At 75.1% G+C, this 26,242-nt stretch carries 21 protein-coding genes and 1 pseudogene; 7 read left to right on the top strand and 15 right to left on the bottom strand.

The genetic code is table 11. The features are described from left to right. Positions 1 to 1,431 (top strand): MFS transporter, encoded by a 1,431-nt coding sequence (locus V6V16_RS21390; protein WP_334564679.1) that lies wholly within the window; start codon positions 1 to 3, stop codon positions 1,429 to 1,431. A 97-nt stretch (positions 1,432 to 1,528) separates the two neighbouring features. Next, complete coding sequence (locus V6V16_RS21385) at positions 1,529 to 1,921, top strand: globin (RefSeq protein ID WP_334564678.1); 393 nt, start codon at positions 1,529 to 1,531, stop codon at positions 1,919 to 1,921. A 121-nt stretch (positions 1,922 to 2,042) separates the two neighbouring features. On the opposite strand, the gene V6V16_RS21380 is transcribed toward V6V16_RS21385, so the two are convergent. From V6V16_RS21380 to ettA, 4 genes are all read right to left on the bottom strand, one after another. Next, on the bottom strand, positions 2,043 to 2,633 hold the full coding sequence (locus V6V16_RS21380) for a YbjN domain-containing protein (protein WP_334564677.1): 591 nt from the start codon (positions 2,631 to 2,633) through the stop codon (positions 2,043 to 2,045). A 149-nt stretch (positions 2,634 to 2,782) separates the two neighbouring features. Continuing rightward, positions 2,783 to 3,493 (bottom strand): hypothetical protein, encoded by a 711-nt coding sequence (locus tag V6V16_RS21375; RefSeq protein ID WP_334564676.1) that lies wholly within the window; start codon positions 3,491 to 3,493, stop codon positions 2,783 to 2,785. Further along, the gene (locus tag V6V16_RS21370; protein ID WP_334564675.1) at positions 3,490 to 3,936 is read right to left on the bottom strand and encodes an acyl-CoA thioesterase; all 447 of its coding nucleotides are present in this window, start codon (positions 3,934 to 3,936) and stop codon (positions 3,490 to 3,492) included. Before V6V16_RS21370 ends, V6V16_RS21375 begins: the two co-directional genes overlap by 4 nt. A 21-nt stretch (positions 3,937 to 3,957) precedes the next feature. Next, positions 3,958 to 5,634 (bottom strand): energy-dependent translational throttle protein EttA, encoded by a 1,677-nt coding sequence (gene ettA, locus V6V16_RS21365; protein WP_334564674.1) that lies wholly within the window; start codon positions 5,632 to 5,634, stop codon positions 3,958 to 3,960. Positions 5,635 to 5,966: 332 nt separating this feature from the next. Between ettA and V6V16_RS21360 the strand changes: the two genes are divergently transcribed. Next, complete coding sequence (locus tag V6V16_RS21360) at positions 5,967 to 7,367, top strand: alpha,alpha-trehalose-phosphate synthase (UDP-forming) (RefSeq protein WP_334564673.1); 1,401 nt, start codon at positions 5,967 to 5,969, stop codon at positions 7,365 to 7,367. 38 nt (positions 7,368 to 7,405) lie between these two features. After that, positions 7,406 to 9,967, top strand: a complete 2,562-nt coding sequence (gene otsB, locus V6V16_RS21355) for a trehalose-phosphatase (RefSeq protein ID WP_442934126.1) — start codon at positions 7,406 to 7,408, stop codon at positions 9,965 to 9,967. A gap of 80 nt (positions 9,968 to 10,047) precedes the next feature. On the opposite strand, the gene cobA is transcribed toward otsB, so the two are convergent. The 3 genes from cobA to cobC form a co-directional block, all read right to left on the bottom strand. After that, a complete protein-coding gene (gene cobA, locus V6V16_RS21350) occupies positions 10,048 to 11,292 on the bottom strand; it encodes a uroporphyrinogen-III C-methyltransferase (protein ID WP_334564671.1) in 1,245 nt (414 codons plus the stop codon). Positions 11,293 to 11,359: 67 nt separating this feature from the next. Next, on the bottom strand, positions 11,360 to 12,454 hold the full coding sequence (cobT, locus tag V6V16_RS21345; RefSeq protein ID WP_334564725.1) for a nicotinate-nucleotide--dimethylbenzimidazole phosphoribosyltransferase: 1,095 nt from the start codon (positions 12,452 to 12,454) through the stop codon (positions 11,360 to 11,362). After that, positions 12,454 to 13,560, bottom strand: a complete 1,107-nt coding sequence (cobC, locus tag V6V16_RS21340; protein ID WP_334564670.1) for an Rv2231c family pyridoxal phosphate-dependent protein CobC — start codon at positions 13,558 to 13,560, stop codon at positions 12,454 to 12,456. The genes cobT and cobC overlap by 1 nt, the downstream gene beginning before the upstream one ends. A gap of 121 nt (positions 13,561 to 13,681) precedes the next feature. Between cobC and V6V16_RS21335 the strand changes: the two genes are divergently transcribed. Beyond that, positions 13,682 to 15,814 (top strand): transglycosylase domain-containing protein, encoded by a 2,133-nt coding sequence (locus tag V6V16_RS21335; protein WP_334564669.1) that lies wholly within the window; start codon positions 13,682 to 13,684, stop codon positions 15,812 to 15,814. 22 nt (positions 15,815 to 15,836) lie between these two features. On the opposite strand, the gene V6V16_RS21330 is transcribed toward V6V16_RS21335, so the two are convergent. Then, a complete protein-coding gene (locus V6V16_RS21330) occupies positions 15,837 to 16,406 on the bottom strand; it encodes a GNAT family N-acetyltransferase (protein WP_334564667.1) in 570 nt (189 codons plus the stop codon). Continuing rightward, positions 16,403 to 17,803: a cobyrinate a,c-diamide synthase gene (locus tag V6V16_RS21325; RefSeq protein WP_334564665.1), complete on the bottom strand. Its 1,401-nt coding sequence runs from the start codon at positions 17,801 to 17,803 to the stop codon at positions 16,403 to 16,405. The genes V6V16_RS21330 and V6V16_RS21325 overlap by 4 nt, the downstream gene beginning before the upstream one ends. A gap of 176 nt (positions 17,804 to 17,979) precedes the next feature. Here V6V16_RS21325 and V6V16_RS21320 point away from each other — a divergent pair, with 176 nt between their 5' ends. Further along, positions 17,980 to 18,807, top strand: a complete 828-nt coding sequence (locus tag V6V16_RS21320; protein WP_334564663.1) for an SURF1 family cytochrome oxidase biogenesis protein — start codon at positions 17,980 to 17,982, stop codon at positions 18,805 to 18,807. 17 nt (positions 18,808 to 18,824) lie between these two features. On the opposite strand, the gene V6V16_RS21315 is transcribed toward V6V16_RS21320, so the two are convergent. The 4 genes and pseudogenes from V6V16_RS21315 to V6V16_RS21300 form a co-directional block, all read right to left on the bottom strand. Beyond that, positions 18,825 to 20,408 (bottom strand): ATP-dependent DNA ligase, encoded by a 1,584-nt coding sequence (locus tag V6V16_RS21315; RefSeq protein ID WP_442934123.1) that lies wholly within the window; start codon positions 20,406 to 20,408, stop codon positions 18,825 to 18,827. Positions 20,409 to 20,449: 41 nt separating this feature from the next. Continuing rightward, positions 20,450 to 20,656 (bottom strand): hypothetical protein, encoded by a 207-nt coding sequence (locus V6V16_RS21310; protein ID WP_334564659.1) that lies wholly within the window; start codon positions 20,654 to 20,656, stop codon positions 20,450 to 20,452. A 73-nt stretch (positions 20,657 to 20,729) separates the two neighbouring features. After that, positions 20,730 to 22,076: a dipeptidase gene (locus V6V16_RS21305; RefSeq protein WP_334564724.1), complete on the bottom strand. Its 1,347-nt coding sequence runs from the start codon at positions 22,074 to 22,076 to the stop codon at positions 20,730 to 20,732. After that, positions 22,069 to 22,988: pseudogene (locus V6V16_RS21300) on the bottom strand (uridine kinase family protein); the annotation flags it as partial. The pseudogene V6V16_RS21300 and the gene V6V16_RS21305, both read right to left, overlap by 8 nt. On the opposite strand from V6V16_RS21300, the gene V6V16_RS21295 reads away from it, so the two are divergent. Then, positions 22,923 to 23,324 carry a rhodanese-like domain-containing protein gene (locus V6V16_RS21295; RefSeq protein WP_334564723.1) on the top strand — a complete coding sequence of 134 codons (402 nt, stop codon included), beginning with the start codon at positions 22,923 to 22,925 and terminating at the stop codon, positions 23,322 to 23,324. The pseudogene V6V16_RS21300 and the gene V6V16_RS21295 overlap by 66 nt on opposite strands. A 9-nt stretch (positions 23,325 to 23,333) precedes the next feature. On the opposite strand, the gene V6V16_RS21290 is transcribed toward V6V16_RS21295, so the two are convergent. Together V6V16_RS21290 and V6V16_RS21285 are read right to left on the bottom strand one after the other, a co-directional pair. Beyond that, the gene (locus V6V16_RS21290; RefSeq protein ID WP_334564658.1) at positions 23,334 to 24,878 is read right to left on the bottom strand and encodes a cobyric acid synthase; all 1,545 of its coding nucleotides are present in this window, start codon (positions 24,876 to 24,878) and stop codon (positions 23,334 to 23,336) included. After that, the gene (locus tag V6V16_RS21285; RefSeq protein ID WP_334564657.1) at positions 24,875 to 25,966 is read right to left on the bottom strand and encodes a cobalamin biosynthesis protein; all 1,092 of its coding nucleotides are present in this window, start codon (positions 25,964 to 25,966) and stop codon (positions 24,875 to 24,877) included. Before V6V16_RS21285 ends, V6V16_RS21290 begins: the two co-directional genes overlap by 4 nt. Between the last annotated feature and the right edge of the window lie 276 nt (positions 25,967 to 26,242).

The raw sequence follows: 26,242 nt of genomic DNA, 5'->3' as shown, positions 1-26,242 counted from the left end.
ATGGAGGCGACGGTGCCCGACGAGCGACCATCCCCGGAAGGGCCGGCAACCTTCCGTGAGGTGTTCGCAGATCGTGAGTACGCTGCGGTCTTCGCCGCCAGCGCCCTCTCCTGGATCGGCGACTACATCGCCAAGGCCGCGGTCACCCTGCTGGTCTACGAGGAGACCCGGTCCGTCGCGCTCTCCGCCGCCGCCTTCGCGGTCAGCTACCTGCCGTGGCTGGTCGGCGGCCCCCTGCTCGCCACGCTCGCCGAGCGGCACCGCTACCGGCAGGTGATGGTCGTCTGCGACCTGGCCCGGATGGCGCTGATGGTGGGCATCGCCATCCCCGGCGTGCCGGTCGAACTGGTCCTGGCCCTGCTCTTCGCCACCACCCTTGCCAACCCGCCCAGCCAGGCCGCCAAGTCCGCGCTGCTGCCCCTGATCCTCACCGGGGACCGCCTGGTGCTCGGGCTGTCGCTCAACGGCAGCGTCGGCCAGGCCGCGCAGGTCGTCGGCTACCTGGCGGGCGCCGCCATCGCCGCGTTCAACCCGACCGCCGCGCTGCTGGTGAACGCGGCAACCTTCGCCCTCTCGGCGGCGCTGGTCCGCTTCGGCGTGGCGGACCGGCCGCCCGCGATGACCGCCGCGCACCGCAGCCACCTGCTGCGGGAGACCGCCCAGGGCTTCCAGATCGTGTTCGGCACCCCGGTGCTGCGGGCCATCGCCGTCCTGGTCTTCACCGCCATGCTCTTCTCCGTGGTTCCCGAGGGGCTGGCCGCCGCGTGGGCGGGCGAGCACGCGGGCGGCATGGACGCCGGCGTGGCCCAGGCGGTCATCATGGCGGCCAACCCCGTCGGCTTCATCCTCGGCGGCCTGGTCGTCAGCCGGGCGTTCGGGCCGGACCGCCGGCTGAGCCTGATGCGGCCGCTGGCGGTGCTCTCGCCGCTGGCCCTGGTGCCCGCGCTGCTCAACCCGCCGCCGCTGGTGGTGGCGCTGCTCGCCGCGGCGTGCGGCTTCGCGGTCGCCGGCATGCTGCCGGTGGCCAACGGCCTCTTCGTCCGCGCCCTGCCCGACGGCTTCCGGGCCCGCGCCTTCGGCGTGATGGCGACCGGCGTGCAGGTGATCCAGGGCACGGCCGTACTGGTCACCGGGCTGCTGGCCGAGCGGTACTCGATCCCGGTCGTGGTCGGCGTGTGGAGCGCGGTGGGGGTCCTGCTGATGTCGCTCGCCGCCCTGCGCTGGCCGAGCAGGTCGACGATCGACGCGGCCGTCTCGATGGCCCAGACGCCGGGCGGGGCGCACCCGCGGCAGGCGGGCGCGGCGGAGCCGGCGGCCGGCACGACCGGCGGGGCGGAGGGACAGGAGCGACCCGACGACGACCGGCCCGGCGGGTCGGCGGGCCGGTGGGCGGTCGCCCCGGCGAGGCGGGACGCCAGCGGCACACGGTGAGCCGGCCCACAGCCGCCACCCCCCGCCCGGGCGCCGCGGCACCTGGCAGGATGGAACGGTGAATGCCGCAGGTGAATCCGACCGTCCCGGTGCGTCGATGACCCTCTTCGAGGCGGTCGGCGGGGAGCCCACCTTCCGCAAGCTGGTGGACGAGTTCTACGTCGGGGTCGCCGCCGACCCGCTGCTTCGCCCGATGTACCCCGAGGAGGACCTCGGGCCGGCCGCCGGCCGGTTGACGCTGTTCCTCATGCAGTACTGGGGCGGCCCCAACACGTACTCGGCGCAGCGGGGGCACCCGAGGCTGCGGATGCGCCACGCGCCGTACCGGATCGGCGCCGCCGAGCGGGACGCGTGGCTGCTCCACATGCGCCGCGCCGTCGACCGCCTCGACCTGCCGCCGGAGATCGCCACCGCGCTCTGGGACTACCTGGAGCGGGCCGCGTACTTCATGGTCAACTCGATGGAGGACCCGGCGGCGGGACCGGCCTGACCGGGCCGGCGCCCACGGGGCAGCCGGCCCGCCCGGGGTACGACCGCATGCCGGCCCGACCCGGGCGCGCGCCCCGGCCCGCCCGCCGGGGCGCCGTGGTCGCGGCCCGCCCACGGGCGGCTCAGAGCAGGGCGCCCTCGTCGTGCAGCCAGTCCACGAAGCTGGTGGCGACCGCCGCGCCACAGTCGAGCATCTCGACCAGCAGCGCGTCGTGCGCCCCGGCCCCGAAGGGCACCTGGAGCTCCGCGTAGATCGGCAGCTGGCCGCGCTCGGTCGGGTCGCCGATGTAGGCCTTGCAGAAGCGGCGGGTGTGGTTCCACTCGTTGACCACCCGGTAGGCCCGGTCGGCCCAGTCCGGCGGGACCGTCGCGTGTGGACGGGCCCGCATCACCAGGATCTCGTCCTCCGGGCCCTCCAGGGTGACCAGCACGGCGTGCCGCTCCCACATCGCCAGCAGGTTGCCGTCGCCGTCGGCCAGGTAGCGCACGTCGAGCAGGTCGAGTGCGTCCCGGACCCGACCCAGGGTGACGGGCTCCACGGTGGCGGCGGGCATGTCCGCGATCACGGCTCGCTCCGCCGGTGTGCAGTCGTCTCCCGGCTGACGGGGGGTCGGCGGTCCGACCCGGACGGTGCCCTCCACTGTGATCCCACTCCGCCCTTCCGGTTCGTCGCCGCCGTTGGCGGGACCGGGGCGCCATGACCACCACGGCATCGCTCGCGCACCTCACTCCCCAGCGGATCCAATCGCCTACGGTGCGTTGGATCCGAGGATGGACGGTACCCGGACAGCCGGGTTGAGGCACCCCCCCAACGGCAGCACCAGGACAGAAGAACGACCACGGGTCATCCGAACGGATGAACTCAGAGGGGTCGCACGGCAAGATCCGTGGCCTTCTGCGACCATGTCGCTCCGTACGGTCCCACAAGACCGACCCAACGGCCGGCCACCCGCACCTGGACGTCGCAGTCGCCGGCCGCCGCGGCGCCCTCCCCGGCGACGCCGAGGAAGCCCATCCGGACCATCCCCTGGACCATCCGCTGGGTCACCTCGACCGGCTCGCCGGACGGGTCGTCCGGGGTGACCACGACCGGCACGTGGTCGAGCAGGGCGTCGCGCAGCGCCCGCTGCCCGACGGCCCGCCCGGCCACCCCGTGCGTGCTCGCCTCGCGCAGCGCGCCCGCCGCCGCCGCCGCGATCCGCCGCAGCTCCCCGCCCGGCAGCGTCTCCACCCGGCGGCTCCTCGTGGGCGGCAACGGCCACCGCCATTGCTCGTCCCGCCGCGCCGGCAGGGCCCCGCCGCCCGATGACAGCACGGCCAGCAGCTCGCCGGCCGCGACCGTGGCGTCGCCGGGGCCGGGGCCGGCCACCGTGCGGACGACCAGCACGCCCCACGGCAGGCGGCCCCAGAGGGCCGTCCGCCCCGCCACGTCGGCCGACCGGAGTCGGACCGGCGCGGCGCGCTCCAGCCGGACGAGGCGGGCGAGGAAGGCCCCCGCGTCCGCGGCGTCGGCGATCCCGTGGCCGCCGCCGGCGCCCGCCGTGGCGGCCGGCGCTCCGCCGGCCGCCGTCACGCCACCCCGCCCTGCGGCGCGTACGTGAGCAGGAACGTCCGCTCCTCCGGGGTGATCCGCCGGGGCCGCTGCCGCGTCAGGTCGAACGGCACCAGCACCGAACGGGCGCGGCTGGCCAGCACGTCGCCGTCGAAGAGCTCGTAGGCGACCGTGAAGGAGGCCCCCCGGATCTCCTCCACCCACAGCTCGATGCGGACGGTGGGGGCGGCCTCGGCGGTGGCCCGGCCGAGGGCGTACTCGACCGGGCGCAGGTAGTCGATCTCGTGCCGGCTGATCACGACGCCGTCGGCGAACGAGCCCACCCCCCACGCCCGGCCGCCGGCGAACATCAGCGCCACCCGCGCCTCCTCGTAGAGGGTGAGGAAGCGCGAGTTGTTGATGTGGCCGTACGCGTCCAGGTCGGACCAGCGCAGGGTGCAGTGGTATACGAAGCGATCGCTCATGATCGGCGGCGGTCCGCGCTGCTAGTCACGGGTCAGCTTGCGGTAGGTCACCCGGTGCGGGCGGGCCGCCTCCGCGCCGAGCCGGTCGACCTTGTTCTTCTCGTACGCCTCGAAGTTGCCCTCGAACCAGAACCACTTCGCCGGGTCCTCGTCGTCGCCCTCCCAGGCCAGGATGTGCGTGGCCACCCGGTCGAGGAACATCCGGTCGTGGGAGATCACCACGGCGCAGCCGGGGAACTCCAGCAGCGCGTTCTCCAGGCTGGAGAGGGTCTCCACGTCCAGGTCGTTGGTCGGCTCGTCGAGCAGGATGACGTTGCCGCCGATCTTCAGCGTCAGCGCCAGGTTGAGCCGGTTGCGCTCGCCGCCGGAGAGCACCTTGGTCGGCTTCTGCTGGTCCGGCCCCTTGAAACCGAACGCCGCGATGTAGGCCCGCGACGGCATCTCGACCTTGCCGACCATCAGGTGGTCGAGCCCGTCGGAGACGACCTCCCAGACCGTCTTGTCGCCGGCCAGGCCCTGCCGGTTCTGGTCGACGTACGACAGCGACACGGTCTCGCCGACCCGGACGTCGCCGGCCGTCGGCTGCTCCAGCCCGACGATGGTCTTGAACAGGGTGGTCTTGCCGACGCCGTTCGGGCCGATGATGCCGACGATTCCGTTGCGCGGCAGCGAGAAGGACAGGTTGTCGATCAGCACCCGGTCGCCGAAGCCCTTGGTCAGGTCGCGCGCCTCGATCACGGTGTTGCCCAGGCGCGGGCCCGGCGGGATCTGGATCTCCTCGAAGTCCAGCTTCCGGGTCTTCTCCGCCTCCGTGGCCATCTCCTCGTAGCGGTCGAGGCGGGCCTTGGACTTGGTCTGGCGGGCCTTGGCGTTGGAGCGGACCCACTCCAGCTCCTCGGTGAGGCGCTTCTTCATCTTGGCGTCGCGGCGGCCCTCGACGGCCAGCCGGGCCGCCTTCTTCTCCAGGTAGGTGGAGTAGTTGCCCTCGTAGCCGACGGCCCGGCCCCGGTCCAGCTCCAGGATCCAGCCGGCCACGTTGTCGAGGAAGTACCGGTCGTGGGTGATCGCCATGACGGTGCCGGCGTACTTGGCCAGGTGCTGCTCCAGCCAGGAGACGCTCTCCGCGTCCAGGTGGTTGGTGGGCTCGTCGAGCAGCAGCAGGTCGGGCGCCTCCAGCAGCAGCTTGCAGAGCGCCACCCGGCGGCGCTCGCCGCCGGAGAGCTGGGTGACGTCGGCGTCCGGCGGCGGGCAGCGCAGCGCGTCCATCGCCAGTTCGAGCTTGGAGTCGATGTCCCACGCGTCGGCGTGGTCCAGCTCCTCCTGGAGCTTGCCCATCTCCTCCATCAGCGCGTCGGAGTAGTCGGTGGCCATCTGCTCGGCGATCTTGTTGAACCGCTCCAGCTTGGCCTTGGTCTCGGCGACCGCCTCCTCGACGTTGCCGAGCACGGTCTTGGCGTCGTTGAGCGGGGGCTCCTGGGCGAGCAGGCCGACGGTGTAGCCGGGCATCAGCCGGGCCTCACCGTTGCTCGGGCGGTCCAGTCCTGCCATGATCTTGAGCAGGCTGGACTTGCCGGCGCCGTTCGGGCCGACCACACCGATCTTGGCCCCCGGCAGGAAGCTCAGCGTCACGTTGTCGAGCACGACCTTGTCGCCGTGCGCCTTGCGCGCCTTTTCCAGGACGTAGATGTACTGGGCCACGGTGCGGGCTACCTCCGTAGGTTGCGACTGGGAGCCGGCGGGCGCTGGCGCGGGCTCCGACTCCGCCCGCCGCCGCGGGCCGCAGGCCGGCCCGCACGCACGCCATCGTCAATCCTGACAGGTACGCGGCGCCGCGCCCACATCACCCCGCCCCGACGCCCCGGACACACCTCCCGGCACCCCTGCTTCCGAACAGGGGTATCGACAAGATCACACGGTGGTTGGACCATCGTGGGACGGGTAGGTGAGTCCGGCACGGGGCCCCAGACGCCGCAGCTACGCTCAGTACGCTCATTCGCGGTTGACCCGTCAGCACCCGGAGGTGGCCGAACGTGACCGTCCGCAGCTCCTTTGTCGTAGTGGCGAACCGGCTACCCGTCGACGAGGTGAGCACCCCCGGAGGACGGCAGTGGCGTCGCAGCCCCGGCGGGCTGGTGACCGCCCTGCACCCCGTCCTCGCCGAGCACCAGGGCACCTGGGTCGGCTGGGCCGGCGGCACCGGTGCCGCCCCCGAGCCCTTCGACCTGGAGGGCATCCGGCTGCACCCCGTGCCGCTGAGCGCGGAGGAACTGGAGCGCTACTACGAGGGCCAGTCCAACGCCACCATCTGGCCGCTCTACCACGACGCCGTCGAGACACCGGCCTACAAGCGTCGCTGGCGTGAGGCGTACCGCCTGGTCAACGCCCGCTTCGCGGAGGCCGCGGCGGAGGTCGCGGCCGAGGGGGCCACGGTCTGGATCCAGGACTACCAGCTCCAGCTCGTCCCGGCGATGCTCCGCGAGCTGCGCCCGGACCTGCGGATCGGGTTCTTCCTGCACATCCCGTTCCCGCCGATCGAGCTGTTCATGCAGATGCCGTTCCGCACCGAGATCCTGCGCGGCCTGCTCGGCGCCGACCTGGTCGGGTTCCAGCAGCGCCTCGCCGCGCAGAACTTCGTCCGGCTGGCCCGCCACCTGCTCGGGCTGCGCTACGAGGGGCAGATGATCCAGGTCGACGGCCGCCAGGTGAAGGCCGGCGCGTTCCCGATCTCCATCGACACGAGGGAGATGGAGCGGCTGGCCGCCGACCCGGGGATCCAGGCCCGGGCGAAGGAGATCCGCGAGGAGCTGGGGAACCCGAAGACGATCATCCTGGGCGTCGACCGGCTGGATTACACCAAGGGCATCGAGTTGCGGCTGAAGGCCTTCCGCGAACTCCTCGCTGACGGAAAGTTGACAGTTCCCGACGCGGTCATGGTGCAGGTCGCCACGCCCAGCCGGGAGCGCGTGGAGCACTACCAGGCACTTCGCGTGAAGGTGGAGCGCGAGGTCGGTCGGATTAATGGTGAATTCGGCAGGGTCGGCGTGCCGGCGGTGCATTACCTGCATCAGTCGTACAGTCGCACTGAGCTGGCCGCGATGTACGCCGCCGCGGACGTGATGATGGTGACCCCGCTGCGAGACGGAATGAATCTGGTAGCCAAGGAGTACGTCGCATCGCGCGCCGACCAGGGCGGTGCACTCGTGCTCAGCGAGTTCGCCGGCGCCGCCACCGAGCTGCGTCAGGCGTTCCTGTGTAACCCGCACGACCCCGACGCGGTCAAGGACGCCCTGCTGCGGGCCGTGCATGTCGAGAAGCCGGAGGCCCGCCGCAGAATGCGGACAATGCAACGCCACCTACGCACCCACGACGTGGGGCACTGGGCGAAGTCGTTCCTCACCGAACTCGGTGTGCCCCAATCGGAGGACGCGTGAACGCGGCCACCGAGATCGTCACCCCGGCGGCCGGCACGATGGACCCGGAACTGCGCGCGGCCATCGGCCGGATCGCCCGGGTACCCCAGCTTCTGATCGCATGCGACTACGACGGCACCCTGGCGCCGATCGTGGAGGACCCGAGCAAGGCCGTGCCGCTGCCCGAGTCCGTGGCCGCCGTCCGGGCGCTGGCCGCCCTGCCCCAGACCACCGTGGCGGTGGTCTCCGGGCGGGCGCTGCGCGACCTGGCCGCGCTCTCCCGGCTGCCCAGCGAGGTCCACCTCGTCGGCAGCCACGGCTCCGAGTTCGACATCGGCTTCGTCGAGCGGCTCTCCCCCGAGCTGATCGCGGTCCGCACCCGGCTGCGCGACGCGCTGCGCGAGATCGCCGCGCTCCATCCGGGCGTCCGGCTCGAACGCAAGCCGGCGAGCGTCGCGGTGCACACCCGCGGGGTCGACCCGGCGGTCGCGGCGGCCGCCATCGAGGCGGTCCGCGGCGGCCCCGCCACCTGGGACGACGTCACGGTCACCCAGGGCAAGGAGGTCATCGAGTTGTCGGTGGTCGCCACCCACAAGGGCACGGCCGTCGACCAGCTGCGCACCCAGCTCTCCGCCAGCGCGGTGCTCTTCATCGGCGACGACGTCACCGACGAGAACGCCTTCGGCAACCTGCACGGCCCCGACGTGGGCATCAAGATCGGTCCCGGCGACACCAGGGCCGGCTACCGGGTCGCCGAGCCCATCGAGGCCGCCCGCGCCCTCGGGCTGCTGCTGGAGACCCGCCGCCACTGGCTCTTCGGCGAGCGGGCGGTGCCGATCGAGCGGCACTCGATGCTGGCCAACGGGCGGACGGTGGCCCTGCTCACCCCCGAGGCCAAGGTCACCTGGCTCTGCCACCCCAAGCCCGACTCGGCGGCGATCTTCGCCGACCTGGTCGGCGGCAGCCCGGCCGGGCACTTCAGCGTCGCGCCCGAGCGCGGGGGCATCCCGCTGGGGCAGCGCTACCGCTCGGGCACGATGACCGTCGAGACCCGCTGGTCGGGCCTGACCGTCACCGACTGGCTGGACAAGCCGGCCAGGGAGACCACGCCCGACGGCCCGGCCGTCGTCAGCGGCGACTCGACCCTGGTCCGGGTGCTCACCGGCTCCGGCCGGGCCCGCCTGGAGTTCGCGCCCCGGCCCGAGTTCGGCCAGGTCGCCGTGCAGTTGCAGCCGATCGGCGACGGCCTGCGGGTGCTCGGCTCCAACGAGCCGGTCGCGCTCTACTCGCCCGGGGTCGAGTGGCAGGTCAGCAACGACGGCGGCTACGAGACGGCCAAGGCGGTCGTCGACCTCTCCGCCGCCGGCGGGCAGGTCGTGCTGGAGCTGCGCTTCGGCACGCACAGCCTGGAGCACCACCGGCTGCCGATCCACGAGCGGCAGGCCGCGGCCGAGCAGCCGTGGAAGGACTGGGTCGCCACCCTGCGGCTGCCGAACACCGCACGGGACCTGGTGGTACGCAGCGCGCTCACCCTGCGCGGGCTCTGCCACGAGGCCACCGGCTCGATCCTGGCCGCCGCGACCACCTCGCTGCCGGAGGAGTTGGGCGGCGTCCGCAACTGGGACTACCGCTACTGCTGGCTGCGGGACGCGGCGATGACCGCGCGGTCCCTGGTCGACCTGGGCTCGATCGAGGAGGCCGAGGCGCTGCTGCGCTGGGTCGACGGGTGCATCGAGCGCACCGGCGGGCACCCGGAGCGGCTACACCCGCTCTACACCGTGGACGGCTACGAGCTGGGCGCCGAGGCGGTCATCGACACGCTGCCCGGCTACGCCGGCTCCCGGCCGGTGCGGGTCGGCAACCTCGCCAACCACCAGCTCCAGCTCGACGTCTTCGGGCCGATCGCGGATCTCATCGCGGCCGTGGCCGACGCCCGCGGCTCCGTCCGCGAGGACGAGTGGCGGGTGCTGGACAACATGGTCGAGGCGGTCCGGCGCCGCTGGCACGAGCCGGACCACGGCATCTGGGAGGCCCGGCTCCCGCCGCGGCACCACATCTTCTCGAAGGTGATGTGCTGGATGACCGTCGACAGGGCGCTGCACGTCATGCGCCAGCACGGCGGCGAGGACCGGCCGGAGTGGGTGGAGCTGCGCGACCGCATCGGCGCCAACGTGCTGGAGTACGGCTGGCACGAGACCGTCGAGGCCTACAGCGTGGCGTACGGGGACGAGGAGATGGACGCCTCGTCGCTCTGGATCGGGCTCTCCGGCCTGCTCCCCGGCGACGACCCGCGTTTCCTCTCCACCGTCCTGCGGATCGAGGCGGACCTGCGCAGCGGCCCGGTCGTCTACCGCTACCACTGGGACGACGGCCTGCCCGGGCGCGAGGGCGGCTTCCACATCTGCACGGCGTGGCTCATCGAGGCGTACCTGCGCACCGGGCGGCGTACCGACGCCGAGGAGCTCTTCTCGCAGATGGTGGACACCGCCGGCCCGACCGGCCTGCTCCCCGAGCAGTACGACCCGATGGCCGAGCGAGGGCTGGGCAACCACCCGCAGGCGTACAGTCACCTCGGCCTGATCCGCTGCGCGCTGCTGCTGGACAACATGCTCAAGCAGTGACCTGACCAGCGACGGGGGCGGCCGGAGAGGATTCTCTCCGGCCGCCCTCGCGGTTGCGGCGGACGGCGGCGGGCCGGAGGTCAGTCGCCGGTCGACGCGGCGAGCGCCGTGACGACGTCCCCGACGACCACCACCGCGGGCGGGCGCAGCCCCGCCGCCACCACGTCGGCGGCCACCGCCCCGAGCGTGGAGCGGAGCACCCGCTGCGCCCCGGTCGTCGCCTCCTGCACCACGGCGGCCGGGGTCTCCGCCGGCCGGCCGTGGGCGAGCAGGGTCGCGGTGATCGCCGCGAGGTTCTTCAGCCCCATCAGGACCACCAGCGTGCCGCGCAGCCCGGCCAGCGCGTCCCAGCGCACCAGGGAGGCCGGCGAGTCCGGCGCGACGTGCCCGGAGACCACGGTGAACTCGTGGGCCACCCCCCGGTGGGTGACCGGGATGCCGGCCACGGCCGGGGCCGCGATCGAGCTGGTCACGCCGGGCACCACGGTCACCGGTACGCCCGCCGCCGCGCAGGCCAGCAGCTCCTCGCCGCCCCGACCGAAGACGTACGGGTCGCCGCCCTTGAGCCGCACCACGGACCTCCCGGCCAGGGCCCGGTCCACCAGGATCCGGTTGATCTCCTCCTGGGCGCGGGACGGGCCGTACGGGATCTTGGAGGCGTCCACCAGCTCGACGTCGGCGCGCAGCTCGTCGAGGAGCAGTCCCGGCACCAGCCGGTCGGCCACCACCACGTCCGCCTCGGTGAGCAGCCGCCAGCCCCGCACGGTGATCAGCTCCGGGTCCCCCGGACCGGCGCCGACGAGCGCGACCCGCCCGGGGCCGCCGCCGGGAGAGGGCTCCTCCCGGGCCGCCGGTGTCGACGGGGGGCCCTTCCTCGCGTCCAGCAGGTCGCGCACGGCGTCACGCACGGCCATCGCCCGGCGCGGGTCGCCCCCGCCGAGCACCGCCACGGTCACCGGCCCGTGCCGGGTGACCGCCGGGGTCCAGGCGGTGGCGGCGGCGCGGTCGTCGGCGCGTACGCAGAAGATCCGCCGCTCGGCGGCGGCGGCGCTGACGGACGCGGCGGCGAGCGGGTCGTCGACCGCGACCTGCACCAGCCACGCGCCGTCCAGGTCGTCGGGGGCGAAGCGGCGCGGCGCCCAGTGCAGCCGCCCGGCGTCGACGTGCGACCGCAGCGCCGGGGTCAGCTCCGGCGCGACGAGGAAGACGTGCGCGCCCGCGTCGAGCAACGCCGGCACCCGCCGGGTGGCCACCGCTCCCCCGCCCACCACGACCACCCGGCGACCGGCGAGCCGCAGGCCGAGCGGGTACGGGTTGCCGCTCACGTCGCCGCCCCGCGCCGCCCGCCGGCGGCGGCGCACGGCGCGCCACCGGGTCGGAGGCTTCGCCCGCTCACTTCTCGGCCACCCCCGCCGAGTCGAAGGTGGCGACCTCGTGCAGCACCCGGACCGCGCCGGTGACCACCGGCAGCGCGAGCAGCGCGCCGGTGCCCTCGCCCAGGCGCAGCCCGAGGTCGATCAGCGGCTCCAGGCCGAGCCGGCGCAGCGCGACCGTGGCCCCCGGCTCGGCGGAGCGGTGCCCGGCCACCATGGCGCCCACGGCCAGCGGCGCGAGGGCCGCCGCGGCGAGCGCCGCGGAGACCGCGATCACCCCGTCCAGCAGCACCGGCGTCCGGCGGGCGGCGGCGCCCAGGATCAGCCCGGCGAGCGCGGCGTGCTCCAGGCCGCCGACGGCGGCCAGCACGCCCAGCGGGTCGGCCGGGTCGGGGGCGTGCCGGCGCAGGGCGGCCCGCACCACGTCCACCTTGCGGGCGTACGTCGGGTCGTCGACCCCGGTGCCCCGGCCGGTGGTCTGCACCGGGTCGACGCCGGTGAACGCGGCGATCAGGGCGGCGGCCGGCGTCGTGTTGCCGATGCCCATGTCGCCGGTGAGCAGGATGCGCGCGCCGGCGTCGATCAGCTCGTCGGCCACCCGGATGCCGGTCTCGACCGCCGCCCGGGCCTCCTCCCTGGTGAGCGCGGCGGTGACGGCCAGGTCGCGGGTGCCGGCCCGGACGTTCGCCGCGACCAGCCGGGGCGTGTCGCGCGCGGGCGGCGACCCGGCGGCGTCCCCGTGCGGCGCGGCGACCGGGAGCGGGGTGGCCACGCCGACGTCGACCACCGTGACCGAGGCCCCGGCCTGCCGGGCGAAGGCGTTGACGACGGCGCCGCCGGCCAGGAAGTTGCCGATCATCTGCGCGGTGACCTCACGCGGCCAGGGCGTCACCCCCTGGGCGTGCACGCCGTGGTCACCGGCGAAGATCGCGACGGCGGCCGGCTCGGGCAGCGGTGGCGGGCAGTGCCCGGCCAGGCCGGCGAGGCGTACGGAGAGCTCCTCCAGGGCGCCGAGCGAGCCGGCGGGCTTGGTCAGCCGCCCCTGCAACTCCCTAGCGGCGGCCATCGCCGGCTCGTCCGGCGGACGGATCGCCGCGATCGTCGTCTCCAGCATCATGCCTCCAGGATCTCCGTCAGTACCTCGGTGAACGCGTCGGTGGTGGCGGGGTCGCGAACGGCGACGCGCAGCCAGTCCGGGCCGAGCCCGGGGAACGTGTCGCCCCGGCGGACCGCCCAGCCGCGCCGACGCAGGGCGAGCCGCACGTCGGCGGCCCCGGGCACGTGCACCAGCACGAACGCGCTGGCGGGGCGGCCGACGACGCGTACGCCGGGCAGGGCCGACAGACGGGCGACCAGGTGCTCGCGGTCGGCGGCGAGGCGGACGGCGACGGCGCGCTCGGCCTCGACCGCGACGGGCGTGGCGCAGGCCGACGCGGCGGCCAGGGCGGGGGTGGAGACGGCCCAGAGCGGCTGGGCGGCGGCCAGCCGCTCCAGCAGCGCGGCCTCGCCGAGCAGGTAGCCGACGCGCAGCCCCGCCAGGCCCCAGGTCTTGGTGAGACTGCGGACCACCAGCAGGCCGGACAGGTCGCGCCGGGCGGCCAGCGACTCCGGTTCGCCGGTCCCGCCGGGGGCCACGGTGGTGTCGGCGAACGCCTCGTCGACCACCAGCACCCGGCCGGGCCGGGCCAGGGCGGCCAGGTCGGCGGCGGGGTGCAGCACCGACGTCGGGTTCGTCGGGTTGCCGATCATCACGAGGTCGGCGTCGGCGGGCACCCGGTCGGGGTCGAGGCGGAAGCCGTCGGCGGCGTCGAGCAGCACCCGGTCGACCTGGTGCCCGGCGGCACGCAACGCCGCCTCCGGCTCGGTGAACTGCGGGTGCACCACCACCGGTCGGCGCGCGCCGGTCAGCGCCCGGGCGATCAGCACGAAGCCCTCGGCCGCGCCGGCGGTCAGCAGCACCTCGGCCGGCGGGCGGCCGTGCCGGGCCGCGACGGCCGCGCGCGCCGGCCCCGGGTCGGGGTACGCGGCGAGGTCGCCGAGCGCGGCGGTGATCGGGTCGGCCAGCCAGTCCGGCATGGCGTCGCGCCGCACGTTCACGGCGAGGTCGACCAGCCCCGGCCCCACCTCGGCGTCGCCGTGGTGGTGGAGATCGGGCTCGGAGCCGTGGCGGGCGGGTCCGGGCTCCGCTCCGGGACGGCTCTCGGCCGGCTGAGCTCGCATGCCCGCGATCCTGCCGGGAAGGCGGCGCGCGGGACAGCGGATCACGGCGTGGGCCGCGTCACCACCCGGGCGTTTATGAATATTTCTCCGGTACGAATCAGAAATGTCATAACTTGGGGTGGTGAGCAATCGACCCCTTGCTGCCGCCGGTCGTCTCGTTCCCCTCCTCCGCGCCGGACTCATCGCCGGCATCGTGGTCGCCGCCGTGGCGTACCCGGTGGCCGCCGCCACCGGCCTCGGCGCCAAGGTCACGGCGCACGCCATGGAACACAAGACCGAGATCCTCACCAGCGCGCTGCCGGCCGAGACGTCGTACGTCTACGCGCCCGACGGCAGGACCGTGCTGACCATGTTCTACGAGGAGTACCGGCAGTACACGAAGCTCTCCGACATCTCGCCGAACATGCAGCAGGCGATCGTCGCCGCCGAGGACAACCGCTTCTACCAGCACCGGGGGGTCGACCCGAAGGGTGTCGCCCGGGCCTTCGTGGCGAACGCCCGCTCCAGCGGCGTCTCCCAGGGCGCCTCCACGCTGACCATGCAGTACGTGCGGATGGCGCTGCGGGACAGCGCGAAGACGCCGAAGGAGGTGCAGGAGGCCACCCAGCAGACCAGCCTGCGCAAGGTCCGCGAGATGCGGATGGCGCTGGACCTGGAGAAGGAGCTGAGCAAGGACCAGATCCTGGAGCGCTACCTCAACTCCGCGTACTTCGGGCACCGCGCGTACGGCATCTACGCGGCCAGTGAGATCTTCTTCTCCAAGACCCCGAAGGACCTCTCCCCGGTCGAGGCGGCCACCCTCGCCGGCCTGGTGAAGTCCCCGTCCGAGTACGACCCCGCCAGCTCCGACCAGAAGGACGCCACCGGCCGGCGCAACTACGTGCTGGACCGGATGGCCCAGCTCGGCTACCTCTCGCCGGACGCCCTCGCGCAGGCGAGGAGCGAACCGATCCGGCTGAAGCTGACCGACCCGCCGAACGACTGCGCCTCGGTGCCCGAGAAGTGGAACAGCTGGGGCTTCGCCTGTGACTACCTGAAGAACTGGTGGAGCGCGCAGCCCGCGTTCGGCGAGAACCGGCTGGAACGGATGGACAAGCTGCGCCGGGGCGGCTACCGGATCGTGCTCAGCATCGACCCGAAGATCCAGCAGGCCGCCGAGAAGAACGTCGGCAGCAAGGAGAACACCGGCAGCCCGTTCGCCAACGGCATCGTGGTCTCCGAGCCCGGCACCGGGCGGGTGAAGGCGATGGCGGTGAACCGGACGTACTCGCTGGACCTGAGCGAGAACGGGCAGAGTTCCAACCCCGAGGCCGGGCCGAAGGTCAAGGCCAACTACCCGAACACCGTGGCGCCCCTGCTCGGCGGTGGCGACCTGCCCGGCTACCAGGCCGGTTCGACGTTCAAGATGTTCCCCATGCTGGCCGCGCTGAACTCCGGCATGCCGCTCTCCACCTCGTTCAACGCCCCGCACCGGTACCGCTCCGAGGTCTACGACGGCTGGGCGCCCTCCAACGCCAGCGGCGCCATGTCCGGCAACCAGACCATGTGGTCCGGCTTCGGCAAGTCGGTCAACACGTACTTCGTGTGGCTGGAGGAGCGGGTCGGCGCCGACAAGGCGGTCCACCTCGCCGAACAGCTCGGGCTGCGCTGGCGCACCGACGTCGACCGGGAGCAGGCGTCCCCGGAGAAGGTGAAGAAGTGGGGCGCGTTCACCCTCGGCGTCTCCGACGCCACCCCGCTGGAGATGGCCAACGCGTACGCCGCGATCGCCGCCGACGGCCGCTACTGCGAGGCGATCCCGGTGCAGGCGATCTACAACCGCGACGGCACGCCGACCACCTGGAAGACCGCCTCCGGGATCGAACGCGAGGTCGCCAAGCCGCGCTGCCGGCAGGTGGTGGAGGCCGACGCCGCCCGGGCCGCCACCGACGCCGCCCGCTGCCCGACCGGCGACACCCCGGCCCGCGGCAGCTGCGGCGGCTGGTCGACCGCGGACAGCGTGCGGGGCACCGTCGGCCGCCCGGTGGCGGGCAAGACGGGCACCACCGACAGCACCCGCTCGGCCTGGTTCGTCGGCTACACCCCGGAGCTGGCGGCGGCGAGCTTCATCTCCGACCCGGACAACCCGTTCAACGCCGTGGGCGACGGCCAGTCCCAGATCCCGATCAAGGCGGTGGCGCAGACCCTGCGCGACGGCCTGAAGGGCCAGCCCACCCGCCAGTTCACCCCGCCCTCGGACCGCATGGTCGGCTGACCCCGCCGCCGGGCGGGACGCCTCAGCGCAGGTCGGCCGCCACGAAGGACCAGACCTCCAGGTCGACCCGGCCGCCGCGGACGAAGCCGGCGTTGCGGAGCAGGCCCTCGTAGCTGAACCCGGCCTTCTCCGCGACCCGGCGCGAGGCCAGGTTGCCCGGGGCGACCCGCAGCTCCACCCGCTGGAAGCCGTGTTCGAGGATCAGCGCGATGGCGAGCGCGTCGACCGCCTCGACCGCCAGGCCGAAGCCGCGCGCGTCCGCCGCCATGGCGTACGAGACCTCGGTGCAGCGGGCGCCCCAGTCGGTGCGCCGGGTCCAGAGGCAGCCCACCACCCGGTCGTCCTCCCGGCGGACCACCGCGTAGTGGTCGCCGTCGCCGCTGTCGCGGCGCTGTCGGGCCAGGTCCGTGCACCAGGCCAGCCCGTCGATCTGACCGGAGGTGTCGGCCAGGGGCAGCCACCGCCGGGTCAGCCGGTCGGCGAAGACCTCGCCGACCGCCTCCGCGTCGGCCGCGCCCAGCACCCGCACCTCGGTGCGGGGGGTGGAGACCGTCAGCGCCGGGAAGCGACGGACCGCCACCTGGCCGATCACGCCGGCACCCCGCCGGGCCGGGCCGCCGCCGGCTCGGCCGCCTCCACCGCCGCGTCCACCAGCCGGGCGGCGAGCCCCGGGTGCGCCGCCCAGTGCAGGGTGAGCTGGGAGGCGTGCACGCCCCGCCAGACGAACCCCTCGGCGGCCCCGCCGTCCCAGCTCCAGGCCGGTCGTGCCCCGGCGCGCGGGGCCAGCACCGTGCGGTGCTCCTTGTGCCCGACCACCGCCGTGCCCGCCGTCGCCACCACACTGTCGGTCAGCGCCGTCGCCTCCCGGTAGCCGACCACCAGGCCGTCGCGGCGGGTCGCCACCGCGTCCAGCACGCCGCACATGGGCAGCCCGTCCAGCTCCCGGGCCAGCCAGAGCAGGCCGGCCCCCTCGGCGAGGACCGGACGCCCGGTGCGGGCCAGCTCGGCGACCGCGATGCAGAGCCGGCGGTTGGCGGAGAGTTCCTCGGCGTACGCCTCGGGAAGCCCGCCCCCGACGACCAGCGCGTCGGTGCCGGCGGGCAGCGCCTCGTCGCGCAGCGGGTCGACCGGCACCACCTCCGCGCCGGCCGCCCGGAGCAGCTCGAGCGTCTCGGCGTGGCTGTAGCTGCCGCCCGACGCCCCGGCGACCGCCACGACCGGGCGCGCCTCAGGCCCCGGGCCGGCGGACTCCCGCCCGGCCTCCGGCGACCAGGGCGACGCGGGCAGCGGCGGCGCGGAGCGGGCCAGGCCCAGCAGCCGGTCCAGCTCGACGGTGGCGGCGACCGCCTCACCGAGCCGGTGTACGGCGCGGACGGCCTCACCGGCGCGGTCGAGCGCGGGGACCGCGCCGTGCCGGCGGGCGGGCAGCACGGACGGCAGGTCCTGGCGACGCAGCGCACCGTAGACCGGCACGCCGATCTCGTCGAGCGCCTCGCGCAACAGCTCCTCGTGCCGGGCGGAGGCGACCCCGTTGAGGATCACCCCGCCGAGCCAGAGCTGCTCGTCGTACGCCCGGAAGCCGTGCACCAGGGCGGCCACCGACTGCCCCATCGCGGCGACGTCGACCACGAGCACCACCGGGCTGCGCAGCGCGGTCGCCACGGCGGCGGTCGACTCGATCTCCGGACGGCCGGTGGGGCTGTCGTACAGCCCCATGCTGCCCTGCACCACCGCGAGCCCGGCGCCGGCCGAGCCGTGGCCGACCAGCGGGGCGATCCGGTCGACGCCGACCAGCCGGGGGTCCAGGGTGCGACCGGGGCGGCCGGAGGCGAGCCCGAGGTACGCCGCGTCGACCCGGTCGGGGCCGACCTTGAACCCGGCGACGTCGACGCCGCGCTCGGTGAACGCGGCGAGCAGCCCGATCGCCAGCGCGTTCTTGCCGTGGCCCGAGGAGGGCGCGCTGAGCACCAGGCGCGGCACGACGGTCATCATCGACTCCCTGCGGGGCGGCGGTGGACCCTGCGACGGACCGACCGCGCGGTCCGCCCGCGTGACGATAGCCGAAGGGGCCGGCGGGTGGCCGCCGCCGTGCGGGCCGGTCGCGCTCCCCCGCGGCCCGGACGGGGGCTGTCGAGGTCAGTGGCTCCGGTCACAGGGGTAGCCTCGTGGTCGTGTACCGGTTCCTGCTGACGCCGCGCTGGCTGGGCATTCTCGCGCTGACCCTGGTCGCCTCGGCCGTGATGGTGCTGCTCGGCAACTGGCAGCTGGAGCGCTACCACGGCCGCACCGAGATCAACGAGCAGATCGACGCCGGCCGGCGGATGGACCCGGTGCCGCTGCGCGACGTGCTGTCCGCGCCGACCGGCGGCAGCGGCACCGTCGGCCCGCCCCCCGCCGAGGAGAAGACCTGGACCAAGGTCACCGTGACCGGGCGGTACGACCCGGCGAACGTGGTGCTGGTCCGGGGGCGTTCCGTGGACCGCACGGTCGGCTTCGAGGTGCTCACCCCGCTCGTGCTCGCCGACGGCACGGCCGTGCTGGTGGACCGGGGCTGGATCCCGCCCGTGCGGGGCGGCGACGCGACCGCCCAGCCGGACGTCCCGGCCGTCCCGCCCGGCGACGTCACCGTGGCGGGGCGGGTGCGCCTGAGCGAGAGCGGTTCGGTGGGCGTGGCCCGGCGCGAGGGCAGGTTGGAGACCCGGCGGATCGGCCTGGAGCAGCTGGCCCGGGAGCTGCCCTACCCGGTGCACGGGGCGTACCTGCTGCTGGACGGGCAGACCCCGGCGGCCGATCCGCTCTTCCGGGCAGTGCCGATCGGCTACACCAACAACTGGCAGAACCTCGGCTACGTCGTGCAGTGGTGGATCTTCGCCGCGATGACCCTCTTCGGCTACGGCTGGGTGGCCCGCCGGGAGGCGCGCCGGCTGGCGGGCGTCGAGCCGGAGCGGCCCATCGACCGCGCCGCCGAGCCCGCGCCGCAGGGCGCCGCCTGACCGTCGCCCCGGTCGGTTCAGCCGGTGACCCGGCCGGCGTGGATGGCGCGGACGGCGTCGACGGTGTCGGCCTCCGCCGCCGTCTTGTCGTCGCGGTAGCGCACCACCCGGGCGAAGCGCAGCGCCATCCCGCCCGGGTAGCGGGAGCTGGTCTGCACCCCGTCGAAGGCGATCTCGACCACCTGCTCGGGGCGGACCCGCACCACCCAGTCGCCGCGCTCGACGGCGAGGCCGAGGAAGCGCTCGGTCTGCCAGCGCAGCAGCTCGTCGGTGAGGCCCTTGAACGTCTTGCCGAGCATGACGAAGTCGCCGGTGCGCGGGTCGCGGGCGCCGAGGTGCAGGTTGGAGAGCCAGCCCTGCCGCCGGCCGCTGCCCCACTCGACCGCGAGCACCACCAGGTCGAGGGTGTGCCGGGGCTTCACCTTCACCCAGGCGGCGCCCCGCCGGCCGGCGTCGTAGGGGGCGTCGGGAGCCTTCACCACCACCCCCTCCTGACCGGCGTCGATGGCCGCGGCGAACGCCTCGCCGGCCCGCCCGGGGCCGTCGACCTCCATCCGGCCGACCAGCAGCGAGGCGTCGACCGCGGCGTCGAGCGCCGCCCAGCGCTCCCGGCCGGGCAGGTCGATCAGGTCGTCGCCGTCGAGGTGGAGCAAATCGAAGAAGTAGGGCGTCAGCACCGTCGCGCCGGTGCTCTCGGCGGCGGCCCGCACGGCCGGGGCGACCGGGGCGGGGCCGGTGGGGCGCGGCGAGCCGCGCCGCGCCGCGCGGCTCGACGTCTGCTGGAAGGGCAGCGGGCGGCCCGTCTCGTCCAGCCCGATCGCCTCCCCGTCGAGCACCAGCTCGCGGGCGGGCAGCGCCCGCACGGCGGCGACCACCTCGGGGACCCGGACGGTGATGTCGTCCAGGCTGCGGGTGAACACGGCGATGTCGTCGCCGGAGCGGTGGACCTGGATCCGGATGCCGTCGAGCTTGACGTCGACCACGGCGGGGACGCCGGTGGCCGTCAGCGCCTCGTCCACCGAGGGCGCACTCTGGGCCAGCATCGGCGCGAGCGGACGGCCGACCTGGAGCCCGAAGGCGGCCAGTGCCGCCGCGCCCCCGTCGATCGCGGCGACCGCGACCGCGCGCAGGTCGCCGGCGAGCAGCAGCGCCCGGCGTACGGCGGCGACCGGCACGTCGGCGGCGCGGGCCACCGCGTCGGCGAGCAGCCCCGCCTGGGCGCCCTGACGCAGCTCGCCGCTGAAGAGCCCGGTCAGCAGGCGCTGTTCCTCGGCGGTGGCGGCGGCGTAGAGCGCACCCAGCAGCGCCCGGCGGCGGGTCTGGGACCCCGGTCCACGCACGGCCGCGATCTCGTCGACGGCCGCGTCGACGGCGGCCACGGTCAGGGTCGGCTCGGCGGCCGGGGGCGGCAGGTCGCGCAGGCTCGCCCAGCCCACACCGGTCTGCCGCTGCCGCAGCTCGCCGGCGAGCCAGCCGGCGCCGGCCGGCACCTCGGGCGGATCGAGCGCCCGCAGCGCGGCGGCCAGCAGCTCCACCTTGGCCCGTCGGGCGCGGGTGGCGCCGACGGCGGCGGAGGTGGCTGCCAGATCGAGGAACCGCACGGGCTCCATCCTGCCAGCCACCCCCGACACCGGCCGGCGGGTCAGGCCGAGACGGGCTCCTCGATGCGCAGCCCCCGGGCGCGGATCTCCTCGGCGACCCGTGAGAGCGTCGTGTCGAGCGTGACCAGCGCGGCGGACAGGTCACCGAGCTGTTCCTTGAGCGTGTCCTCGGACCACGCGGAGACGTCGACGTCCCCCAGAGCGCTGACGGCGGCCTCTAGCCGGCTCATCACCTCGTTCGTACGCATGTTCGAGAGGCTATAACAACCCGCCGGCCGACACACCGCAAACTCCCACATCGTCCGCGAAGTTACGGTTCCGTCACCTGACGCCCGCCTCGGCGACCCGCTTCAGCAGCAGCGCCTCGGCCAGGCAGACCCGGGCGAACTCGCCGAGGTGCAGGCTCTCGTTCGGCCCGTGGGCCCGGGCGTGCGGGTCCTCCACGCCGGTCACCAGGATCGCCGCCCCCGGGAACATCTCCTGGAAGGTGGCGATGAACGGGATCGAGCCGCCGATGCCGAGGTCCACCGGGTCGGTGCCGTCCCAGGCGGTCCGGAACGCCGAGCGGGCCGCGTCGAACATCGGCCCGGACGCGTCGATGACGCACGGGTCGCCGTCGTGCTCGAAGGTGACCGCCACCCGCGCGCCCCACGGGGCGTGCTTCTCCAGGTGGGTGCGCAGGGCCGCGTACGCCCGCTTCGGGTCGTCGCCCGGCGCCAGCCGTACGCTGAGCTTGGCCTTCGCGGCCGGGACCAGGGCGTTCGGCGCCTCGCCGGTGGCCGGGGCGTCGATGCCGAGCACCGCGAGGGCCGGCTTGGTCCAGAGCCGGTCGGTGATCCGCCCCGTGCCGATGAGGCTCACGCCCTCGGCCAGCCCGGCCTCGGCCCGGAACCGCTCCTCGGGGTAGTCGACGCTCGCGCCCTCCCGGCCCACCAGCCCCTCGACGGCCACGTCGCCGGCGTCGGTGTGCAGGGTGGCCAGCAGCCGCGCCAGGGCGGTCAGCGCGTCCGGCACGGCGCCGCCGTACATGCCGCTGTGCACGGCGTGGTCGAGGGTGCGCACCTCCACGAAGCAGTTGACGATGCCGCGCAGCGAGGTGGTCAACGCCGGTACGCCGATGTCCCAGTTGGCCGAGTCGGCGATCACGATGACGTCCGAGGCGATCTCGTCGCGGTGCTCCACGAGCAGCCGCTCCAGCGAATCGGAGCCGTACTCCTCCTCGCCCTCGATGAAGAGCACCACGCCCACCGGCAGCGCGTCACCGAAGGCGCGCAGCGCCGCGACGTGCGCCATGATGCCGGCCTTGTCGTCGGCGGCGCCCCGGCCGTAGAGCCGGCCGTCCCGCTCCACCGGCTCGAACGGGTCCGACTCCCACAGCGTCAGGTCGCCGACCGGCTGCACGTCGTGGTGCGCGTAGAGCAGCACCGTCGGCGCCCCGGGCGGGGCGGCCCGCTTGCCGATGACCGCCGGCTGACCGCCGGAGCGCACGGTCCGCACGTCGAGACCGCAGCCGCGCAGCAGCTCGGCCACCGCCTCGGCGGAGCGCTCCACGTGCGAGTGGTCGAAGCCCTCGAACGCGATGCCGGGGATGCGGACGAGGCGTTCCAGGTCGGCGCGGACCCCGGGCAGTTCCCGCTCGACGGCGGCCCGGACCTCGGACTCGGACATGATCGGTGTGGTCATGACCGGCATCGTATGCCGGCCTTACCGTGCCCACCGCCCGAGCCCGGCGGCGACGCCGGTCCGCCCGGCGGCCTTCAGCGGCGGCGCACGTAGTAGCGGTCGGCGTCGTGCGGCAGGCGCGGAGCGCCGTCGACCACCAGGTCCGCGCGGGCCTCGGTGCCGTCGGCGGCGAAGTGCGCGCGCTCCCCGGCGTGCCAACGGCGCAGCTCGGGCAGGATCCCCGGGCCGTCGCGCCGGACCGCCCGGCCGAGCCGCAGCGGCGCCGGCGCCGTGACGAAGACCGCGAGCGAGAGGTCCCGGGCGGCCTCGGCCCGGGCCGCACTGACCCCCTCGACGAGGAGCACCGGCGCCACCGGGACCGGCACCGGGCGCGGCAGGAAGGCCGCGCGCACCCAGCTGTACCGGCGGTAGGCCCCGGGCCGACCGGCGCGCAGCGGCGCGAGCACGCACTCCTCCAACCGGGGCCAGAAGGTGAGCTGGTCGTCCCAACCGTCGAGCAGGTCGTCGGTGTGCACCACCGGCGGCGGGCAGCCGCCGGGCAGGGCGGCGAGGGCGTCCGCGAGCCGCGCCGCGAAGACGCTCTTGCCCGCGCCGCTCGGCCCGTCCACCGCCACCAGCCGGGTCCGGCCCAACCGCGGCGGGCCGGCGAGCACCCGCCGGGCCAGCCGGTCGTACGCCTCGACCACCGCCACCGTCACCGCCCGACGGTAACGATCCCGGCGGGCCCTCCGATCGGGGGTCGCCCGAACGAGCGGTCGTCGGGTGGGCCGGGGCGTTCGGCGGGCGCAGTACCGGCCGGGACGCGATGATCGGCGGGTGTCCCACAGCGTGATGAGTCCGGGCGTCGACGCCCTCCTGGAACAGGCCCGCGCCGGGGTGCGCCGGCTGACCCCGCACCAGACCGTCGAGGCGGTCCGCACCGGGGCGTTGCTGGTCGACACCCGCACCGACGGGCAGCGGCGGGAGCAGGGTGACCTCCCGGGCGCCCTGGTGATCGACCGCACGGTGCTGGAGTGGCGGCTCGACCCGGCCAGCGCCTGGCACATCCCGGAGGTCAGCGGGTACGACCAGCGGATCGTGGTGGCGTGCCGCCAGGGCTACAGCTCCAGCCTCGCCGTGGCCAGCCTGCGGGCGCTCGGGCTGCGGAACGCGACCGACCTGATCGGCGGCGTGCAGGCGTGGCGCGAGGCGGGGCTGCCCATGTCCGACCGTCCCGCCGACGTCCGCCACTGACCCCGCCGGTCAGGCGAGGACCGGGGCGCCGGGCGGGATGAACGGGAGGCCGGCCGGCGGGCCGGACTCCAGGAGGCGCCAGAGGGCCGCCGTGTCCAGGTGCTCCTCGACGAGGTCGCCGAGCAGGTCCAGGGCGCGCTCGCGGGCGGCGGCGAAGGAGTTGTCGGGGGCGACCGTGAAGCCCGTCCGACCGGCGAGCCGCGCCACCTCGGTCAGGAACCGCCGGCGGAACTCGTCGGACTCGAAGGTGCCGTGCCAGTGGGTGCCGTGCACCGCGCCGACGACCGCCCCCTCCCCACGGCCGTCCGCGTCGGTCAGCAACGGGGTGAGCGCCGGGTCGGCGGACGAGACGTGCCCGTGGTGGATCTCGTAGCCGCGTACCGGGACGTCACCGGCCGCCGTGCCGGCGGAGCGCCGGACGGTCTTGCGCGGGTCGAAGGTGACCTCGATGGGCAGCAGGCCCAGCCCGGGCACGCTCCCCTGCCGGCTCTCCACCGCGTCGTGGATCGCCCGGCTGAGCATCTGGAAGCCGCCGCAGATGCCGAGCAGCGGCCGGCCCGCCGCGGCGTGCGCCAGGACGGCGTCGGCGAGGCCGGTGCGCCGCAACCAGTCCAGGTCCGCCACCGTCGACTTCGACCCGGGCAGCACCACCAGGTCGGCGGCGGCCAGTTCGGCGGGCTCGACGGTCAGCCGGACCCGTACGCCCGGCTCGGTGGCGAGCGCCTCGACGTCCGTGGCGTTGCTGATCCGGGGCAGCCGGACCACGGCCACGTCCAGCCACTCGGTGCCGCGCGGGGCGGCCGGTCGACCGAGGACCCGGCCGTAGGCGAGCGAGTCCTCCGCGTCGAGCCAGAGGTCGAGCGACCAGGGCAGCACCCCGTACGTCTGGCGGCCGGTGACCTGGCGCAGCATGTCCAGCCCCGGGCGCAGGAGCCCGAGGTCGCCCCGGAACTTGTTGACCACGAAGCCGGCGACCAGCGCCTGGTCGGCGGGGTCCAGCAGGGCCACGGTGCCGAACATCGAGGCGAAGACCCCGCCCCGGTCGATGTCGCCGACCACGATCGTGGGCAGCCCGGCGTGCCGGGCCAGACCCATGTTCACGTAGTCGCCGGCTCTCAGGTTGATCTCCGCCGGGCTGCCGGCGCCCTCGCAGATCACCACGTCGTACACCGCCCGCAGCTCGCCGAGCGCCGCGTACGCCGTCTCGGCGAGCCGGGGCCGCAGCGTGCGGAAGTTGCCGGCGGTGACCGTGTCCACGGCCTCGCCGAGCAGCACCACCTGGCTGGCCAGGTCGGTTCCCGGCTTGAGCAGCACCGGGTTGAAGCGCAGGTCGGGGGCGACGCCGCAGGCGGCCGCCTGCATCGCCTGGGCCCGCCCGATCTCGCCGCCCCGGCCGTCCAAGCCGACCACGACGGCGGAGTTGTTGGACATGTTCTGCGCCTTGAACGGCGCCACCCGCACGCCCCGTCGGCGCAGCCACCGGCAGATGCCGGCGGTGAGCACGCTCTTGCCCGCGTCGGAGGTGGTGCCGGCGACCAGCAGCCCGCCGGTCACCGGCCGCTGCCCCGCCCCGCCGACGCCACCACAGCGCCGACGAGGCGCCGCCCGCTGCCCCGCGACCCGGAGCCGGCCGGCCCCGGGCCCCGCCGCCCGACGACGAGCCGGGCGGCGATCCGGCGGCCGGCGGCACCGACCAGCCGCCCGACGGTCAGCGGGTACGCGGTGGCCACCCCGAGCGCGGCCAGCCCGACCGCGCCCGAGACGCGGGCGGCCCGGGCCAGGTGCCGCGCCTCGGGTCGCGGGCCGTCGCCGAGGAACGGACGCACCTCTGAGCGCCCGAAGTAGACGTTGCGCCCGCCGAGCCGCACGCCGAGGGCGCCGGCCATCGCCGCCTCGCACTGCCCGGCGTTGGGGCTGGGGTGGTCGTCGCGGTCCCGGCGCCAGATCCGCCACGCCCTCCGCCGGTCGCCGTGCGCGGTCGGCGCGACCGCGACGGTGAGCAGGCCGGTCAGCCGCGCGGGCACCAGGTTGAGCAGGTCGTCGAGGCGGGCGGCCGGGGTGCCGAACCGGGCGTACCGCGACGAGCGGTGGCCCACCATCGCGTCCAGGGTGTTCGCCGCGCGGTAACCGAGCAGTCCGGGCAGCCCCGCGACCGCGCCCCACAGCAGCGGGGCGACGACGGCGTCCGAGGTGTTCTCGGCGACCGACTCGACGGTGGCGCGGGCCAGCTCCGGCTCGTCCAGCGCGGACGGGTCCCGCCCGCAGAGGTGCCCGAGCCGCCGCCGGGCCGCCGGCAGGTCGCCGGCGCGCAGCGCCCGACCCATCACGTTCGCCTCGTGCCGCAGGGTGCGCCCGCCCAGCACGGTCCAGGTACCGGCGGCGACGAGCGCCGCCCGGCCCACCGGCCGGTGCCGGGTGGCGATCGTGCCGGCCACCCCGAGCAGTACGGGCACGCCGACCGCCAGCGCGGTGAACGCCGCGCCGGCCGTCCGGTCCGGGCGGTGCATCCGACGCTCCAGCGCTCCGGCCACGCGCCCGAAGCCGGCCACGGGGTGGTACCGGCGGGGGTCGCCGAGGACCGCGTCGAGGGCGTACCCCGCGGCCAGCCCCACCGCGGTCGCCACCGGCGTCACCTGTCGCACCCGCCACCACCTCCGGCCGGCCAGCCTAGCCGAGCGTCCGACCGGCTCCCCTCGTGTCCGCCCGTACCGCTCCGTCGGTCGGGGTGCGGGATGTCGCGGCCGGTGGGAGCGCCGCCCCGGGCGACGCAGGGCCCGCACCGCCCACCGCCGACCACGCCGGGCCGCGGGAGGCACGCGGGGTGACGACGACGGCGCCGCCGCCACCCCGCCCCCGTCGTGCCGCCCCCGGCCCGGCGGGGCTCAGGCCGGCTGCGGCACCCGCCCGCGGCCCCGGCG

Origin of the sequence: Micromonospora sp. CPCC 205561 (assembly GCF_036906775.1) — a bacterium.
GTDB lineage: Bacteria > Actinomycetota > Actinomycetes > Mycobacteriales > Micromonosporaceae > Micromonospora.
This window is presented reverse-complemented; position numbering and strand designations above follow the sequence as displayed.